Annotated in this window: 14 protein-coding genes; 4 read left to right on the top strand and 10 right to left on the bottom strand. The window is 63.8% G+C overall.

The features are described 5' to 3' along the window. The first annotated feature begins 14 nt into the window (after positions 1-14). Positions 15-884 (top strand): urea transporter, encoded by an 870-nt coding sequence (locus tag ACUJB0_RS00805; RefSeq protein ID WP_444843525.1) that lies wholly within the window; start codon positions 15-17, stop codon positions 882-884. Here ACUJB0_RS00805 and ACUJB0_RS00810 read toward each other — a convergent pair. From ACUJB0_RS00810 to ACUJB0_RS00820, 3 genes are read right to left on the bottom strand one after another with little or no spacing between them, the layout of a single operon-like run. Continuing rightward, a complete protein-coding gene (locus ACUJB0_RS00810) occupies positions 838-1050 on the bottom strand; it encodes a type II toxin-antitoxin system HicA family toxin (RefSeq protein WP_444843526.1) in 213 nt (70 codons plus the stop codon). The two genes, ACUJB0_RS00805 and ACUJB0_RS00810, sit on opposite strands and share 47 nt — an antisense overlap. Then, positions 1047-1256, bottom strand: coding sequence for a type II toxin-antitoxin system HicB family antitoxin (locus ACUJB0_RS00815; protein ID WP_444843527.1), 210 nt, complete (start codon positions 1254-1256; stop codon positions 1047-1049). The genes ACUJB0_RS00810 and ACUJB0_RS00815 overlap by 4 nt, the downstream gene beginning before the upstream one ends. Before the next feature lie 60 nt (positions 1257-1316). Beyond that, on the bottom strand, positions 1317-2216 hold the full coding sequence (locus ACUJB0_RS00820; protein WP_444843528.1) for a LysR family transcriptional regulator: 900 nt from the start codon (positions 2214-2216) through the stop codon (positions 1317-1319). A 95-nt stretch (positions 2217-2311) separates the two neighbouring features. On the opposite strand from ACUJB0_RS00820, the gene ACUJB0_RS00825 reads away from it, so the two are divergent. Next, positions 2312-3262 carry an NAD-dependent epimerase/dehydratase family protein gene (locus ACUJB0_RS00825; RefSeq protein ID WP_444843529.1) on the top strand — a complete coding sequence of 317 codons (951 nt, stop codon included), beginning with the start codon at positions 2312-2314 and terminating at the stop codon, positions 3260-3262. On the opposite strand, the gene ACUJB0_RS00830 is transcribed toward ACUJB0_RS00825, so the two are convergent. The 7 genes from ACUJB0_RS00830 to ACUJB0_RS00860 all read right to left on the bottom strand — a co-directional run bounded on the left by ACUJB0_RS00830 (position 3259) and on the right by ACUJB0_RS00860 (position 13435). Further along, the gene (locus ACUJB0_RS00830; RefSeq protein ID WP_444843530.1) at positions 3259-3972 is read right to left on the bottom strand and encodes a substrate-binding periplasmic protein; all 714 of its coding nucleotides are present in this window, start codon (positions 3970-3972) and stop codon (positions 3259-3261) included. The genes ACUJB0_RS00825 and ACUJB0_RS00830 overlap by 4 nt on opposite strands. 101 nt (positions 3973-4073) lie before the next feature. Further along, positions 4074-5396 carry a guanine deaminase gene (gene guaD / locus ACUJB0_RS00835; protein WP_444843531.1) on the bottom strand — a complete coding sequence of 441 codons (1323 nt, stop codon included), beginning with the start codon at positions 5394-5396 and terminating at the stop codon, positions 4074-4076. A gap of 241 nt (positions 5397-5637) precedes the next feature. Beyond that, positions 5638-6738, bottom strand: a complete 1101-nt coding sequence (gene xdhC, locus ACUJB0_RS00840) for a xanthine dehydrogenase accessory protein XdhC (RefSeq protein ID WP_444843532.1) — start codon at positions 6736-6738, stop codon at positions 5638-5640. Between the two features lie 2 nt (positions 6739-6740). Continuing rightward, positions 6741-9098, bottom strand: coding sequence for a xanthine dehydrogenase molybdopterin binding subunit (gene xdhB / locus ACUJB0_RS00845; protein ID WP_444843533.1), 2358 nt, complete (start codon positions 9096-9098; stop codon positions 6741-6743). Then, positions 9095-10585: a xanthine dehydrogenase small subunit gene (gene xdhA / locus ACUJB0_RS00850; protein WP_444843534.1), complete on the bottom strand. Its 1491-nt coding sequence runs from the start codon at positions 10583-10585 to the stop codon at positions 9095-9097. Before xdhA ends, xdhB begins: the two co-directional genes overlap by 4 nt. Before the next feature lie 13 nt (positions 10586-10598). Then, positions 10599-12353, bottom strand: a complete 1755-nt coding sequence (locus ACUJB0_RS00855; RefSeq protein ID WP_444843535.1) for an allantoate amidohydrolase — start codon at positions 12351-12353, stop codon at positions 10599-10601. 143 nt (positions 12354-12496) lie between these two features. Next, positions 12497-13435: a LysR family transcriptional regulator gene (locus tag ACUJB0_RS00860; protein ID WP_117015057.1), complete on the bottom strand. Its 939-nt coding sequence runs from the start codon at positions 13433-13435 to the stop codon at positions 12497-12499. A gap of 223 nt (positions 13436-13658) precedes the next feature. On the opposite strand from ACUJB0_RS00860, the gene ACUJB0_RS00865 reads away from it, so the two are divergent. Both ACUJB0_RS00865 and ACUJB0_RS00870 read left to right on the top strand, forming a co-directional pair. Continuing rightward, complete coding sequence (locus tag ACUJB0_RS00865) at positions 13659-14897, top strand: urate hydroxylase PuuD (protein WP_444843536.1); 1239 nt, start codon at positions 13659-13661, stop codon at positions 14895-14897. A gap of 12 nt (positions 14898-14909) precedes the next feature. Beyond that, a complete protein-coding gene (locus ACUJB0_RS00870; protein WP_444843537.1) occupies positions 14910-16535 on the top strand; it encodes an HAL/PAL/TAL family ammonia-lyase in 1626 nt (541 codons plus the stop codon). The last annotated feature ends 204 nt before the right edge of the window (positions 16536-16739 follow it).

A 16739-nucleotide genomic window follows, 5' to 3' on the forward strand; every position in this document is an offset into this window, starting at 1 on the left:
GCGTTGCGGTGCCAATGGTGCTGCAACGCCGGTTGACGGCGGTCGGACAGATCTACTTCCAGAATTCGCCGGTCTTTGGCGCGGTGCTGCTGCTTTGCCTGTTCCTGAGCGGGCCACCGCTGGCACTCGGATGCGTGTTGGGCGTCGCCTGCGCGTCGCTTGCGGCACGGGCGTTCAAGCTCCCGGAAGAGCGCCGGCATAACGGTTTATACGGTTTTAATGGCGCGCTTGCTGGCGTGGGCCTGTGCGCCGTCTACCAGCTGGACGGCCCGTTGCTGCTGATGGTCGCCGGCGCTGGTGCGTTGACGGCGGCGCTGACCTGCGCCGCCGAACGCGCCCGCATTCCGCCGTTGACGCTTCCGTTTGTGCTGACGATGTGGCTGGCCGGTGCGGCTGCCCAAAGTGTCGGTCTGCAGGAATCGATGCCTGCGCCGGGCGGTTGTGGCACGACAGTCGTCAGCTATCTTTTCTGCTCGGTGGGACAGGCGGCATTCATCGGCGGCGCGCCACTCGGCATGCTGCTATGGGCCGCGCTGGCGCGACGCCATTGGCATCAGGCCATGTGGGGATTATCAGGCGCGCTGTTTTCCTGGCTGGCGATTACGTTGGCGAATCAGCTGTGGCCTGGCGCATGCATCGAAACCCAGTCGACCGGAGCGGGCATCAACAGCACACTGGTGATGCTGGCTCTCGGCGCCCGCGAATGCCGCTGGCTCTCGCGTCTTTCCGCCGCTGGCGTCAGCATTACGCTATCTATCGGCTTGGGCGCCGCTGACATCCATTACTTCACGCTGCCGTTCATCCTGACAATCTGGATAGTGCTCTTGGCTACTCGTCTTAGAGATCATGCGGCGTTAGGCCGGTATGCTTGGCTATTCGACTGAGAATGCGGGGGCCCAGCTCTTCACTGTCGTGGAACGCAAAGACAAAGTCTGGCCAGCCGGCGCGCATGAGAACTCTGTGAGACCCGGACTGTCGTTTAAGTATCCAGCCCACCTTTAATAACGCGGAAAAAACCAGCTTTGCCTTGGTAGCGGGCCACTGGCTCATGCCATTGCTGGAACCGATATCTTAATATTAAGCGGCTGAATCTCTTCATGTTCAAGTCGCTCGGCAATTACACGCAGTGCAAGCGCCTGAACTTTGGATATGGCTCGGGTTGCGCTTTCTGCGTAGACCATCACGCCGGGCAGTTGGGGAATTTCCGCCAGCCAGCGGCCGTCGGATTCCTGTTCGCAGTCAATAGTGAGGTTCATATTGTCCTCCATCGGAACGCCTAGTCTAGCATGAGAAAAACGACCGGCGTTGTGATCGATCTAACCGCCGTTGACGTATTCGGTCAAACCTTCGGCGAGGGCGGCGAAGGTGGTGGCGCAGGCGGGATTGCTGCGCAGGTTTTCGTGCATCGCCAGCCAGGTATCGAGCGGAATGGTCAGCAGGTCGGGGAGTACACGCACCAGCCGCGCGTCGCGCTTCGCCAGGCCGACCTGGCAGATGCCTATCCCCAGCCCGGCGCGGATCGAGGCCAGGTGAACCAGGTCGCTGTCGCTGCGCAGCGTGTAGGACTGGTTTTGCAGCTTACCCAGCAGATGCTGCAGGCTACGGGTGAAGGCCGTCTCGCGGTCGATGCCGATGAGGGCGTGGCCCGACATGTCGTCCCAGGTCTGCGGCATTCCCCGGCGCTTCAGGTAGTCGCGCCTGGCGTGGAACCCCAGATCGATATTGCCGATGCGGCGCGCCACCAGCACGTCCTGCTCCGGCCGCGTCATGCGGACGGCGATGTCGGCGTCGCGCCGCAGCAGGTTTTCGATGCGGTTGGAGGTCGCCAGCTCGATGGTGATGCCGGGATGCGCGCGCGTGAGCCGCGCCAGTATCGGCGGCAGCACCTCCACGCTGACGGTTTCACTGGCCGTGACCCTGACCGTTCCCTTGATCTCTCCATGCCCGAGGCCAGAAGCTGCGCGCAGCAGCGCCGAGGAGGTGGCCGCCAGCGTCTCTGCATATGACTGCAGCGCGTATGCGGCATCGGTCGGAATGAAGCCCGATTGCGAACGCGTGAACAGCGACAGCTTGAGCGACTGCTCCAACGCGTCGATATGGCGGCCGATCGTCGGCTGGGTCAGGCCCAGCGCGCGGGCGGCGCCCGATAGCGAGCCTTCCGTCAGCACGGAGAGGAAGGAGCGGTACAGGTCCCAGTTTGGTTCGTTCATAGTCATACGAAATTGTATAGCGGCTATGCGCTTTTAGGTAATTTTCTTTTAGCTGGGGTTGCGCGACACTGACTCCATCAACTCACCAAACGGAGATAAACATGAAAAAGACTGCACTGGTACTGGGCGCAACGGGCGGAATCGGCGGCGAAGTGGCGCGGCTCCTGATGGCTCGCGGATGGAACGTCAAGGCGCTGCACCGCGCACCGGAGCGCGCCGCCAAGCCGAACGACGGCATCCAATGGCTGGCAGGCGACGCGATGAACCGCGATGAGGTGGTCAATGCCGCACACGGCGTCCAGCTGATCGTCCACGCCGTCAACCCGCCCGGCTACCGCAACTGGGGCGCGCTGGTGCTGCCGATGATAGACAACAGCATCGCCGCAGCCCGCTCCAGCGGCGCACGCATCCTGCTGCCTGGTACCGTGTATAACTACGGCCCCGATGCGTTCCCGATCCTGGATGAGGAATCGCCACAACGGCCGGTCACCCGCAAAGGTGCGATCCGTGTCGAGATGGAAGCGCGCTTGCAGGCTGCGGCGGCCGACGGTGTAAGGACGCTGATTGTGCGGGCCGGCGACTTCTTCGGCCCCAAGGCCGGCAACAACTGGTTCGCACAAGGTCTGGTCAAGCCGGGCAAGCCGGTGACAGGCATCAGCTATCCAGGTAGCGCAGGCGTCGGCCACCAGTGGGCCTACCTGCCGGATGTCGCCGAGACGATGGTGCAGTTGGTCGAAAAGGAGGATCAGCTGGCGACCTTCGCCCGGTTCCAGATGGAAGGCCACTGGGATGCCGACGGCACTCAAATGGTGGCGGCAATCGCCCGTGCCGCGCGCAAGCCGGAGCTGAAGGCAAGCGCTTTCCCATGGTGGCTGCTGGCACTGGCGTCGCCGTTCGTCACGGTATTCCGCGAACTGCGCGAGATGCGCTACCTCTGGCAGCAGCCGGTTCAGATGTCGAACAAGCGTCTGGTGCGGATGCTCGGTGCCGAACCGCGCACGCCGCTCGATGTCGCCGTGCAGCGAACCTTGTCCGGCTTGGGCAGCATTTAAGCCAGCTTGTACCTGGCCAGGATGCGGTGTGTGGTTCCATCGGCATCCATGGCCGCCTTCGCGCGCTGGAACTCCTGGACCGTGGCTTCGTCGAAGTCCAGCGACCCGGCCAGCCACGCGGTGGTGGTCCGAACCGGGGCGCTGACCTCGAAGGCCCGCTGGGCGGAGCGGCTCTTCAGCGAACTCTGGATGATATTCCGTTCGCCGAAGGCCGCATCGGCCATGCCCTCCAGCAGATAGCGGTGGATCTCTTCGATCGAATTCCCTTCGACGATATTCCGGTAGCCGAGTTCCTGAAGTATCGCCGTCTGCGCGGCGCCGCGCAGCAGCGCGATGCGGCGGGACTTCATGTCGTCCAGGTGTTGGAGGTCGAACGTTCCGCCGCGCGGCGCGAGGAACATGTAGTGTTCTTCGTACAAGGGCGCCAGCCAGCGGAAGCGGGATTCGCGTTCCGGCAGGCGCGTGACGGGAAAAATCGCCGTCGCCGGCATCGAAGTCGCGAGGAACAGCGCACGCTTCCAAGGCACGAACTCTAGCTTGAGGTCCATCTGCGTGCGTTTGCACAGCTCATTGAGCAGCTCACGCAGGGCGCCGGGACGCGTGTTGTCGTTTTCGAAAACCAGCGGTGGCAGGTGCGTGGTGACGACATGCAGCCGTCTGGCTGGCCCGGTCTGCGCCAGTGCGGCGCCACAACCGAGCGCCAAGGCCATGCCTAGTAGAGATCTTCGTTTCATAATTCGGTAAGCAAATCAGCGCCGACTGCGCTCCACGTATCGTAACCGAATTTGGAGCGCGGGCGGCGCGGGATTGCTTAGCTGTGACGCTGGTGGACAGCTTTGCCGGCGGCGTAGGTGGCGGAGATCGCGCGGTCGTCGCCCAGCATGGCGATAGCGAACAGCAGTTCTTCGACCGAGTCCGTGCGCTCCGTGCGGCGGGCCAGCAATGGCGTGGCTTTTGGATCGAGGATGATGAAGTCCGCCTCCGCGCCCGATACGAAATTCCCGATCGTGCCTTCCAGCTGCATGGCGCGGGCGCCGCCCAGCGTGGCCAGGTAGAACATGCGCATCGCCTGCAGGTAGGTGCCGCCCATGCGGGCCACCTTGTAGGCTTCGTTCATCGTCTGCAGCATCGAGAACGAGGTGCCGCCGCCTACGTCGGTGGCCAGCGAGAGCGGCACTCGCTTCGCGTCGGCACGTTCGAAGTCGAACAGGCCGCTGCCCAGGAACAGGTTGGAAGTGGGGCAGATGGAGATGGCCGATTGCGTCTCGCCCATGCGGGCGCGGTCGGTGTCGTCCAGCCAGATGCAGTGCGCGTACATCGAGCGTGGACGCATCATGCCGAAATGATCATAGACGTCCATGTAGCTGCGCGCGCGCGGGAACAGCGATTTGACCCAGGCCACTTCGTCGGTGTTCTCGGCGACGTGGGTTTGCAGGAAGGTGTCCGGGTAGGCCTTGGCCAGCGCGCCGGCCAGTTCCAGCTGGGCTTCGGTGGAGGTGGGCGCGAAGCGCGGAGTGATGGCGTACAGCTGGCGGCCGCGCTTGTGCCACTTCTTGATCAGCGCTTCGCTCTCACGCGCGCCGCTTTCGGCCGTGTCTTGCAGGAAGTCGGGGCAGTTACGGTCCATCAGCACTTTGCCGGCGGCCATGCGCAGGTTGCGCTTTTCGCTTTCGGTGAAGAAGGCGTCCACCGATTGTGGATGCACGGTGCAGTAGACCATGGCGGTGGTGGTGCCGCAGCGTGTCAGTTCGTCGAGGAAGAAGCTGGCGACGTTGGCCGCGTGTTCGGGATCGGCGAATTTACGCTCGGTGGGGAAGGTGTACTTCTCCAACCATGGCAGCAGGCCGGGCGCCGGCGAGGCGATCATGTCGGTCTGCGGATAGTGGACGTGCGTGTCGATAAAGCCGGGCATGATGATCTTGCCGCGGTAGTCGTGCAGCGGTGTCCCTTGCGGAAGGAAGGCGATCAGCTGGCTGAAATCGCCCGCCAGGTGGACCTTGCCGTCGTTGACGATCAACAGGCCGTCCTCGTGCCAGGAGCAGGCGTTGGCGGCGAAGGCCGGGTCGTCGCTGAAGTGCAGAAGGCTGGCGCGGTAAGCCTGGAAAGTGCCGCTCGGAGTGATGATGCTTGCCATGATATTGATTCCTTGTTCCGTAGTGCGGACGCCAGTTGACGCGCGCGGTGATGCGGCGCGACTGACATGGTCGTCGGCGATGAAGGCGGGCGCTTGGCGCCACACCGGTCTATGCGTTTGGGGTTACTGCTAGCGCGGTGGCTAGATTAGTGAGGTGCGCGCTCTAGATGACGATAGCGCGCTCCCGCCCCGGCGCTGCCGGAGAGTGAGAACGCCCGGCTTGCAGGCAGTTGGAAGGACATCAATTGATACATACGGTTTGCGATTCCGATAAGACGGCAGGTGCGGATGCGCTCATTTTAGCACCGTTTTCCGCCGGAGCGGAGAGCGCGGCGGCTTCCCAGACCTGCATCAGCTGCGCCGCGACCGAGACGGCGATCACCGCCGGCGCCTTGTCGTGGATGCCGGGCAGGCCGATAGGGCAGGTCATGTCCCCCATGCGCGCCGCCGGAATGCCGCGTTCCTGCAGGCGGCGCTCGAAGGAGACGCGCTTGGTCTCGGAGCCGATCAAGCCGAACCAGGTGAAGTCGGTGCGGCGCAGTATGTGTTCGGACAGCTGCTGGTCCAACGCGTGGCTGTGCGTCAGCACCAGGAAGGAGGCGCCGGGCGGCGCTTCTTCCACCACCGCTTCCGGCGTGTCGGTCGCTTCGACGCGGACGTTGGCCGGCAGGACGGAGGGGAACATGTCTTCACGCTCGTCGATCCACACCACCTGGCATGGCAGCTCCGCCAGCGCGCGTACGATGGCCGCGCCCACATGGCCGGCGCCGAACAGGTACAGGCGTTGACGATAAGGCAGGCAGGAGTCGATCAGCCAGCGCTTGCCGTGATCGTCGATGCGCACCTTGCAGTCGATGCCGGGGCCGGGACGGGGCAATGTGGCGGGGCCGGGGCCGCTCAGGTGCGCGCCCGTCGCGTCGTAGCTGCTGGCTGGCTCCACGCTGTCCAGCGGCACCAGGCGCCAGCTGTCCTGGCCTTCACGCCAGCGGCGTGCCAGCGAGCCGAAATGCTCGCCGGCTTCCGGCATGATGCGCTCGAACGCCAGATGGACCACGCCGCCGCAGCATTGGCCCAGGCTGGGGCCCAGTGGAAAACGCTCCAGCCGGCGCTCGGCACGCAGCTCGCCGGCCGGCATGGACAGCATCTCGCGGGCGATGTCGGTGGCGACCATTTCGAGGTGGCCGCCGCCGATCGTATCGAAGGCGTGATACTGGGTGATCAGCATCTTGGCGCCAGGTTCGCGCGGCGCGGAGCCGGCTACCTGCGCGACGGTGACCAGTACACGTGGCACCGCCTTGCTGGCCGCCGCCGTCAGCGCGTTGAGGTTAAGAGGCATGGACATGTTTAACTCGCCGCTTCCGCTGCCGCTTGCACTGCGCTGATCGCATCGAGGATAGCCTCGCTGGTTGCCGGTGCGCGCAGCGGCGGGTTGTAGCGATGATCGCCGACGCTGGAGCAGGCGTCGCGGATCGCCAGGAATACCGAGAACGGCAGCAGTAGCGGCGGCTCGCCAACCGCCTTGGAGCGGTGGATGCTGTCCGCGACGTTGCGGTTCTTGAACAGGCGAACGTTGAAGTTCTCCGGGCAGTCCGATACGCCGGGGATTTTGTAGGTGGACGGCGCATGTGTCATCAGCTTGCCGGCTGCGTTCCACCACAGTTCTTCGGTGGTCAGCCAGCCCATGCCCTGTATGAAGGCGCCTTCGACTTGGCCGACATCAATGGCGGGGTTCAGCGAATTGCCGGCGTCGTACAGAGCGTCGGCCTTCAGCAGCTTCCATTCGCCGGTCAGCGTATCGACCACGACTTCCGACACCGAGGCGCCGTAGGCGTAGTACGAGAACGGATTGCCGCTCATTGTCTTCGGATCCCAGTGCAGGCCAGGCGTGGCGTAGAAGCCGTCGGACCACAGCTGGATGCGCGCCATGTAAGCCTTCTGCACCAGCTCCGCGAACGGAATCGCGATCTCGCCGACGTGGACGAAGTTCCCCTCGAAGCGCACCGTGGCGGGATCGCCGTCGTGGCGTTTGGCGGCGAATTCGGCCAGGCGCGAGCGGATGGTGTTGGCCGCGTCCTGCGCCGCCTTGCCGTTCAGGTCCGCGCCGGTGGATGCGGCGGTGGCCGAGGTGTTGGCGACTTTGCTGGTGTCGGTCGCGCTGGCGCGCACCATGGCGAGGTCGATGCCCAGTTCATGCGCCACCACCTGGCATACCTTGGTGTTGATACCCTGGCCCATTTCGGTGCCGCCGTGGTTGACCAGCACCGAGCCATCCGTGTACACATGCACCAGCGCACCGGCCTGGTTGAAGTGCGTGACGTTGAAGGCGATGCCGAATTTGACCGGCGTAAGCGCCAGGCCGCGTTTGAGCACCTTGCTCTGCGCATTGAAGGCGTTGATCTCTTCGCGGCGCTGGCGGTAGCCGCTTTCGTCCTCCAGCTGCGCTACCAGTTCGTGGATGACGTTGTCGACCACTTTCTGGTTGTACTGGGTGACGTTGCGGCCTTCCTCGTCGTTGCGGCCGTAGAAGTTAATCTTGCGGACGTCCAGCGAGTCCATGCCGAGATTGCGGGCGATTTCGTCGACGATGTATTCGATGGCGATGGCGCCTTGTGGGCCGCCGAAGCCACGGAACGCGGTGTTGGACTGCGTGTTGGTCTTGCCGGCCATGGCGCGGATATCGACGTCGCCGAGATAGTAGGCGTTGTCGAAGTGGCAGACGGCGCGCGTGGCGACCGGCGCCGACAGGTCGGCCGAGAAGCCGGCGCGCGTAACCATCTCCACCTTGGCGGCGACGATCCGGCCGTCGTCGCCGTAGCCCATCTCGTATTCATAGTAGAAGCAGTGGCGTTTACCGGTAACCATCATGTCGTCGTCACGGTCGGCGCGCAGCTTTACCGGGCGGCGCAGGTGCGCGGCCGAGATGGCGGCGCAGGCGGCCCACAGCGCGGACTGCGATTCCTTACCACCGAAGCCACCACCCATGCGGCGGCACTCGACCACGATGTCGTGCGAATGGCGGTGCAGGGCATGGGCGACCACGTGCTGCATTTCGGTCGGGTGCTGGGTGGAGCAGTGGATCAGCATTCCCTTGCCTTCTTTTGGAATGGCGTAGGAAATCTGGCCTTCCAGGTAGAACTGCTCCTGGCCGCCGACGTGCAGCGAGCCTTTCAGTTTGTGCTTGGAGCGTTCGAACGCGGCCTGCGCATCGCCGCGCGCCAGGTGCATGGGCGGCACGACGAAGGACTTGGCGTCACGCGCGGCTTGCGGCGTCAGGATGGCGGGCAGCTCTTCGTATTCGATGACGGCCTTTTTGACTGCGCGGCGGGCATTGTCGTGCGAGTCCGCCACCACGATGAAGATCGGTTGGCCGACGTATTCGACCAGGCCTTCCGAGAGGATAGGATCGTCGTGGATGATAGGGCCGCAGTCGTTGGTGCCGGGGATGTCCTTGTGGGTGTACACGGCCACCACGCCGGGCGTGGCTTTGACGGCGTCGAAGTTCATCGACAAGATATTGGCGTGCGCCTTGGACGAGATGCCCAGCGCCGCGTGCAGCGTGCCGGCGGCTTCTGGGATGTCGTCGGTGTAGGTGGCTTCACCCAGCACGTGCAGCACCGCCGATTCGTGCGGATGCGGCTTGCCGACTTCCGCCCACGCCATGGGGACGGCCTGCGTCAGGAATGGTTCCGATTTGCTGTTCATGCTGTTACGGCTCCCTCTGCGTAGTGGAATGCGTTGATCGATTGCAGCGGCTGGGCGGTATCGGGATTCGTCTCCAGCCAGTAGCGGCGCAGCAGGTTCTGCGCGGTTTTCATGCGGTAGCTGGCGGTGGCGCGCATGTCGCTCAGCGGTGTGTAGTCCTTCGCCAGTTCGGCCGTCGCCAGCTTGAGCGTGGCCTCGTCCCAGCGCTTGCCGTTGACGGCGGCTTCGGCCAGCGGTGCGCGGCGGGAGGTTGCTGCCATGCCGCCGTAGGCGATGTGGGCGTCGCTGACCACGCCGTCCTTCAGGGTGAAGGCGAAGGCCGCGCAGACGGCGGAGATGTCCTGGTCGTAGCGCTTGGCCAGTTTGTAGGTGCGGAAGTGGATGTCCTTGCGCGGCAGCGGGATGCGTACGGCTTCGACGAATTCGCCCGGTTGCCAGTCCTTCTTCATGTAATCGAGGTAGAACTTCTCCAGCAGCATGGAGCGCTGGCCCTTATCGCTGCGGATGACGATTTCCGCGCCCAGCGCGATCATCCAAGGCGCTGAGTCGCCGATCGGCGAGCCGTTGGCGACGCTGCCGCCCAGCGTGCCGGTATTGCGGATCGGCTGCGAAGCGAAGCGCTGCCACATTTCGTGCAGCTGTTCCTTGTAATGCTTGCAGACCGCCTCGTAGGCGTCGTTGAGGGAGACGGCGGCGCCGATGTACAGCATGCCGTCTTCCTCTTCCATGCGATACAGCTCCTGCACCTGGCGCACGTAGATCATATCGCCCAGGTTGCGCATTTGCTTGGTCACCCACAGGCCGACGTCGGTGGAGCCGGCGACGATGGTGGCGGTGGGCTTGGCGGCCCGCAGTGCGGCCAGCTCGGCCAGCGTGCGCGGGGCGTGGAAGGTTTGGCCGTCGTGGGTGTAGCTGTACATTTCGGTTCGCTGGATGGATTGCAGCGTGGCTTTCAGCGCCTCGCGGTCGAAGCTCACGTGCGGCAGCTCGCCCATGCGGCGTGCCGCGTCGATGATGGGGCGGTAGCCGGTGCAGCGGCACAGGTTACCGGACAGGGTTTCGTCCACCGTCTTGCGGCATGGCGGCGTGGTTTGCCCCTCCTGTTTGAGGTAGAGGCTCCACAGCGACATGGCGAAGCCCGGCGTACAGAAGCCGCATTGCGAGCCGTGGCATTCGACCAGCGCTTCCTGCACCGGATGCATTTTTCCGTCGGCCTGCTTCAGGTCTTCGATGGTGAAGACCGCCTTGCCGTCCAGCGTGGGCACGAACTGGATGCAGGAGTTGACCGACTTCATGGCCACTTCGCCGTCCGGCTGCAGCTCCGCCACCACCACGGTGCAGGCGCCGCAATCGCCTTCGGCGCAGCCTTCCTTGGTGCCGGTGCAGTGCAGGTCCTCGCGCAGGTGCTGGAGCAGGGTGCGGGTCGGGGCGCCGCCGTCAACGGAGCGGACTTCGCCGCGATAGAAGAATCGAATAGGTTCAGACATGATTGCTCCGCGATTACTTGGTTTGGAACTGGCGCAGGAAGTCCAGGAAGATCTGTGCCGATACTTCGGCGTCGTCCGCCGTCATGGTTTCCAGCGGGTTGTGGCTGATGCCGCCGTTGCCGCAGCGGGTGAACAGCATGGCGACATCGGTCATGCGGGCCAGCGCCATCGCGTCGTGGCCGGCGCCGGAGGGCAGCTCGAATACTTCGATGCCGGCGCGTTCGGTGGCGGCGGCCAGCTGCTTCACCAGCCACGGCGCGCATGGTGCGGCGGGAGCTTGCATGATCTTGGTGATCTTGAGGCCGATCTGGCGGCGCGCGCAGACTGCTTCGGCCTGATTCAGGATATCGGTGACAGCGGCGTCCCGCGTGGCGTCGTCGGCGGCGCGGATGTCCAGCGACAGCTTGCAGGCGCCGGGGATCACGTTGACCGATCCATCCGGCACTTGCAGCTGGCCGACGGTGCCAACCAGCGAACGTTCGCGCCCGCAGCGGTCCTCCACGTACAGCACGATTTCTGCGGCGGCTGCGGCGGCGTCCTTACGCATGATCATCGGCGTAGTGCCGGCGTGGCTGGCCAAGCCGGTCAGCTCGACCTGGTAGCGGCAGCTGCCGGCGATGGAGGTGACGACGCCGGTCGGTAGGCCTTTGCCCAGCAATACCGGGCCTTGTTCGATATGGACTTCGACGAACGCCAGCACGTCATCCGGCCTGCGGGCGACCGAGGCGATCTTGCTGACATCGTGACCGGCGGCGGTCAGCGCTTCGCGCATGGTGATGCCCTGGGCGTCGGCCTTGTCCAGCAGCGCCATGTCGAACTGACCGATGACGGCGTTCGAGCCGAGGAAGGTGCTTTGATAGCGCACGCCTTCCTCTTCCGAGAAGCCGATGATCTCCAGGTCGAAGGGCAGGCGTTCGCCGCGCTCATTCAGGTGCTTGACCACGGCGATGGGCAGCAGGATGCCTTCGCGGCCATCGTACTTGCCGCCGTTGCGGACGGTGTCGTAGTGGGAGCCGGTCAGCAGCGCCTTGGCGCCCGGCTTGTCCGACTTGTAGCGGCCGACGACGTTGCCGACCGGGTCGATGGCCACTTCCATGCCGGCTTCCTTCATCCACGCCGCCAGCTGGGCTGCGGTCTTGCGGTGGGCATCGGTCATGTAGGCGCAGGTGAGGTTGTCCGCGTCGTCGCTCCACGCGCCGATCACTTCCGACCATTCCATGATGGTGGCGCCGAACTGCAGCTCCACTTGCAGCAGCTGGTTGAGGCGCATCTCGGCGATGCGGCCGATCTGGCGCAGGCATTCGGCCAGTTCGTCGTCACGTTGCGAGCGTAGGCGGCGGCTGAAGGCGGCGATGATCTCCTGGCGCGACAGGCCGCTGCCGGTCGGGCCTTTGACGGCCAGGATGAAGGGGAAGCCGAATTTGGCGTTGTAGTCGGCGTTCAGTTTGTGCAGCGTCGCCAGTTCGTCTGCGGAGCAGTGGGTCAGGCCGGCCTGCGCCTGTTCACCGGTGGATTCGGCGGTCAGTTCGCCGGCGAGTGCCGCCTTGCCGGCCAGTTCAGGGTGGGCACGGACCAGGCCCAGTTGCTCTTCTTCGGTAGCTTTCCGCACCACGCCTTGCAGCGATTGTTTGAGCGCGGCGATGGTCGCGAACGGGCGCTGCGCGGCGGCGCGCTCCGGTATCCATGGCGAGTGTTCATAGAGGCCATGCAGCAGCTGCGTGAACTCTTCGGCGCCGCAGCGGTTCAGGTGATCTAGTGTGATTGTCATTGTTGTGCAGGCAGTCGCCCGTCTCCTCTTGGTATAAGAGGAATGATATATGGCAGGGGAGGCTGTTATATACGCCCGGAGCCATAACCGCATTCAGCCCGGGCTTATGGGGAGTGTTGTGGGCGTGCCACGCCCACGGAGGTTCACTTTGCGGTGAGGGCTTGCGCGGCCTGCGTGACCTGGTCGCGCAGCCATTTGTGTTCCGGCGCCTGGTGTACGCGCTCGTGCCACAGCTGGTAGAAGCGCATCGTCGGGAAGCGCACCGGCACGGTGAAGGTCTTGATCGGCAGGTTTCGTTCGTAGAAGCGCAGGTACTGCCGCCCTGTGGTGAGCACCATGTCGGTCTGCGTCAGCATGTAGGGGATCAGGCTGAAATACGCCGACTCCACGACCACGTTGCGCTGGTAGCCTTGCTGTGCGAGGAAGCTGTCGATCACGCCGTGGAAGCCGGGCAGCGTGGGCGAGGGCGCCACGTGGGGCAGGCTCAGATAATCGTCCAACGTCATGTCATTGGCGCCGGTGCGCTTGGCGTAGGGCGCGTCGGCGCGCATGGCGCAGATGATCGGGTCTTCGAAGAGCCGCGACAGGTACAGGTGCTCCGGCGGCTGCTCCCAGTTCCCGATCAGCAGATCAAGATCGCCGTCGGACAGCATGCGGATCGCGTCCACTTCTGCGCCCAGGCTGTGGATGATGACGCGGCTCTTGGGAGATTCGCGTCGCAAACGCGCCACAACGTTCGGCAGGAATTGAATATCGAGGTAGTCCGGCGCGCCGATGCGGAAGGTGCGGCTCTCCTCCTTCGAGGCGAAGGGCGTCTTGTGTAGGAACAGCTGTCCCACCTCGTCGAGGATGCGCTTTGCCGGCTCCTTCAAGCTTTCGCCGTGCTGCGTCGGCACCATGCCACGGCCGCCGCGCACCAGCAGCGGATCGCCCGTGAGCTCACGCAGTTTCTGCAGCGAGGCCGAGATGGAGGGCTGCGTTTGATCCAGTTTCATCGCCACGCGCGAAACGTTCTTCTCGCAGAGGAGCATGTAAAGGATGCGTATCAGGTGCAGGTCTAAATGGTCGGGAAGTTGTGCCATGGTGATCGATCTATAACGGTGAGCCTATTTTTAATATACGGCTACTGCCATACGAAAAGCCAGAATTAGTTTTATCGTTCGTTCCACACCATGCGTGTTCTGCGCGTGGTTTTCAATCGGTCGCAGCGGAGCTTTCAACAGTTCGCGGCCAAAAAGGGAAATCATCCCATTCGTCTGGAGCGCCCGCGGTGGCAGACGAGCTAAATCCAAACATGGAGACAACATGGAATTGCTCGCTTACGGCGTGGACTGGCTCAATCTATTGGTGCGCTGGCTGCATCTCATCACGGGGATAGCGTGGATCGGCGCGTCCTTCTACTTCGTCTGGCTGGACAACAGCATACGCCCGCCGAAGCCCGGCTCCGACCTTGCGAAGAAGGGCGTCTCCGGCGAATTGTGGGCCGTGCATGGCGGCGGTTTCTACAACCCGCAGAAGTACCTGGTTTCGCCGGCCGAGCTGCCGTCGGACCTGCACTGGTTTAAATGGGAAGCCTACGCCACCTGGATCTCCGGCTTCTCGCTGCTGTTCATCGTCTACTACTTCAACGCTTCGGCGATGATGATCGATAAGTCGGTCGCGGACCTGACGCAGTTGCAGGCGATCGGCGTGGGTCTGGGTTCGCTACTGGTGGGCTGGCTGTTCTACGATGCCTTGTGCCGTTCGCCGCTGGGCAAGAAGGATGGCCTGCTGGGCGTGGTCATGTTTGTGTTCATCGTCGCCATGGCCTATGTGCTGACCAAATTCCTGAGCGGCCGCGCCGCCTACATCCACGTCGGCGCCATGATCGGCACCATGATGGTCGGGAATGTGCTGATGCTGATCATTCCGGGCCAGCGCAAGCTGGTGGAGGCGATGGAGCAGGGTAAGTCGCCCGATCCTATCCACGGCAAGAAGGCCAAGCAGCGCTCCGTCCATAACAACTACTTCACGCTGCCGGTGCTGCTCATCATGATCAGCAACCACTATGCGATGACCTACAGCCATGCGTACAGCTGGGCGCTGCTGGGCGCGATCATCGCGGCTGGTGTGCTGATTCGCCACTTCTTCAACCTGCGCCATCATGGCAAGACCGCGTGGCAGTTCCCTGCGGCCGGCGTGGCGATCCTCGCTGCTGTCGCTGTGGTGATTGCCCCGCGTCCCGCTGCGGCGCCATTGCCTGCGGCTGCCAGCGGAGTGGCCGATGCGGCGCATGCTGGCGTTGCGGCCCCTGACTTCAACCGTGTGCAGGCCATCGTCAACCAGCGCTGCGTCAGCTGCCATGCGGCCCAGCCCACGCAGCCCGGCTTCGCCACCGCGCCCGCCGGCATCATGCTGCACACGCCGGAGCTGATTCACCAGAACGCCGCCAAGATCAACCAGCAGGCCGTCGTGCTGAAGGCTATGCCGATCGGGAATATGACCAACATCACGCCAGAAGAACGCTCCGAAATCGGCGCGTGGTTCGCCGCCGGCGCCAACTGAGAGATAACGATTATGACCACCACTACCATCAACGGTTTCAACCTCACCGCCGCGCAAGTTGTCGCCGTCGCCCGCGACCACACAATTGAAGTGAACCTCGCCGCATCGTCGCGCGCCGCGTTGAAGGAAAGCCGCGACTACATCGAGTCGACCTGGATGCACGACGAAGCGCCGATGATGTACAGCTTTAATACCGGCGTCGGCATGCTGAAGGACACCCGCGTCAAGGTGCAGGACATCGTGCTGTTCCAGACGCAGCTGATCAAGGCCCACGCCTGCGGCATGGGCGAGCCGTTCTCCGAGGAGGTCAGCCGCGCCACCATGCTGTTGCGCGCCAATGCCTTCGCCAGTAACTACTCCGCGCCGCGCGTGGAGGTGGTTGACCGCCTGCTGGCCTTCGTCAATGCCGGCATTCATCCGATCATGCCGCAGAAGGGTTCAGTCGGCGCCTCGGGCGACCTGGCGCCGCTGGCTTACCTGGCCGCCGCCATCGCCGGCTTCGAAGAGGCGGAGGTGATGTACAAGGGCCAGCGCATGTCGGCGCCGGACGCGATTCGCGCATCCAACGTCGGCCCGGTCGTGTTTGAGCTGAAGGCCAAGGATGCTTCGGCGCTGATTAACGGCTGTACCGTGTCGCTGGCGGTGGCGCTGCTGGCCGCCGCCGATGCGCGCAACATGCTGTCGGACGCCTGCCTGTCGCTGGGACTGACGCTGGAGGCGATGCGGGCCGAGATGTCGGCCTTTGATCCGCGCATCCACGAAGCGCGCCCGCACGCTGGCCAGATCAAGACCGCCGCCATCATCCGCGATTTGCTGGACGGCTCCACCCGCACCACGCACGAGGCGCGTGCCGTGCAGTTCCCGGAAGAGCTGCGCCGCACCGACATCCCGTACACCGCCCGTATCCAGGACGTGTACTCGCTGCGCTGCGCGCCGCAGGTGTATGGCCCGGTGTTCGATGCGCTGGACTACATCGACACCATCCTCGATAAGGAAGTGAATTCGGCCACCGACAACCCGCTCATCTTCGGCAAGGACGGCGGCGGCTTCGAGATTATCTCGGGCGGTAACTTCCACGGCCAATACCTGGCGCAGGCGATGGACCTGCTGGCGATGGCTGTCGCGGACCTGGGCAGCATCGTTGAACGCCGCGTGGCGCGCCTCATCGATCCTACGCTGTCGTGGGGCCTGCCGCGCAACCTGATGTCCGGCGTGCGTGGCGTGAACACCGGCTATCCGGTGATGCAATGCTCGCTCAGTTCACTGGTGATGGAGAACCGCACGCTGTGCATGCCGGGCAGCGTGGACTCGATTCCCGCCAAGGGCAACAGCGAGGACCACGTCTCCAACTCCACCTGGTGCGCGCGCAAGGCCGCCACTGTGGTATCGAACACACAATACATTGTGGGCGTAGAAATGTTATTGGCCTCCCAGGCGCTGACGATGACAGAAAACCTGCTGCCCGGTTTTGTGCTCGGCAAGGGCACGCAGGCGGCCTATGAATCGGTGCGCAGCCAGATCCCCGCGTGCCTCGACGGCGACCGCTGGCTGCACAACGACCTCGAAGTAGCGCGCTCCTTCATTGTGAGCGGCTCGGTGCGCGAGGCGGTGATCGCGAAGATTGGTGAATTCGTTTAAACCCGGCGGCATGTAAAGCATAGGAGGGTAAGCAAGGGGCTACGCCGTAAAAAATACGGCGCGTCCCGACTGTTATAGGCCATAGCAGATAGCAGGTATGCCACCAGACCAATTACACACAGTGGCCCCTGAGATAAGGTCTAAGCCGATTGTTCCCATGTTTAATCGGCGGATGACACAAGAAGCAGTTAAAAATAGAACACG

Source organism: Duganella caerulea, from assembly GCF_040362985.1.
GTDB classification, from domain to species: Bacteria; Pseudomonadota; Gammaproteobacteria; order Burkholderiales; family Burkholderiaceae_D; genus Rugamonas; species Rugamonas vulcania.

Bases quoted from the DNA above. Each gene is read 5' to 3' on its own strand.
- ACUJB0_RS00820 (WP_444843528.1), bottom strand. From the start codon at position 2,216: ATGACTATGAACGAACCAAACTGGGACCTGTACCGCTCCTTCCTCTCC.
- xdhC (WP_444843532.1), bottom strand. From the start codon at position 6,738: ATGTCCATGCCTCTTAACCTCAACGCGCTGACGGCGGCGGCCAGCAAG.
- ACUJB0_RS00825 (WP_444843529.1), top strand. From the start codon at position 2,312: ATGAAAAAGACTGCACTGGTACTGGGCGCAACGGGCGGAATCGGCGGC.
- ACUJB0_RS00860 (WP_117015057.1), bottom strand. From the start codon at position 13,435: ATGGCACAACTTCCCGACCATTTAGACCTGCACCTGATACGCATCCTT.
- guaD (WP_444843531.1), bottom strand. From the start codon at position 5,396: ATGGCAAGCATCATCACTCCGAGCGGCACTTTCCAGGCTTACCGCGCC.
- ACUJB0_RS00815 (WP_444843527.1), bottom strand. From the start codon at position 1,256: ATGAACCTCACTATTGACTGCGAACAGGAATCCGACGGCCGCTGGCTG.
- xdhB (WP_444843533.1), bottom strand. From the start codon at position 9,098: ATGAACAGCAAATCGGAACCATTCCTGACGCAGGCCGTCCCCATGGCG.
- ACUJB0_RS00870 (WP_444843537.1), top strand. From the start codon at position 14,910: ATGACCACCACTACCATCAACGGTTTCAACCTCACCGCCGCGCAAGTT.
- ACUJB0_RS00805 (WP_444843525.1), top strand. From the start codon at position 15: ATGGTGCTGCAACGCCGGTTGACGGCGGTCGGACAGATCTACTTCCAG.
- ACUJB0_RS00855 (WP_444843535.1), bottom strand. From the start codon at position 12,353: ATGACAATCACACTAGATCACCTGAACCGCTGCGGCGCCGAAGAGTTC.
- ACUJB0_RS00810 (WP_444843526.1), bottom strand. From the start codon at position 1,050: ATGAGCCAGTGGCCCGCTACCAAGGCAAAGCTGGTTTTTTCCGCGTTA.
- ACUJB0_RS00865 (WP_444843536.1), top strand. From the start codon at position 13,659: ATGGAATTGCTCGCTTACGGCGTGGACTGGCTCAATCTATTGGTGCGC.
- xdhA (WP_444843534.1), bottom strand. From the start codon at position 10,585: ATGTCTGAACCTATTCGATTCTTCTATCGCGGCGAAGTCCGCTCCGTT.
- ACUJB0_RS00830 (WP_444843530.1), bottom strand. From the start codon at position 3,972: ATGGCCTTGGCGCTCGGTTGTGGCGCCGCACTGGCGCAGACCGGGCCA.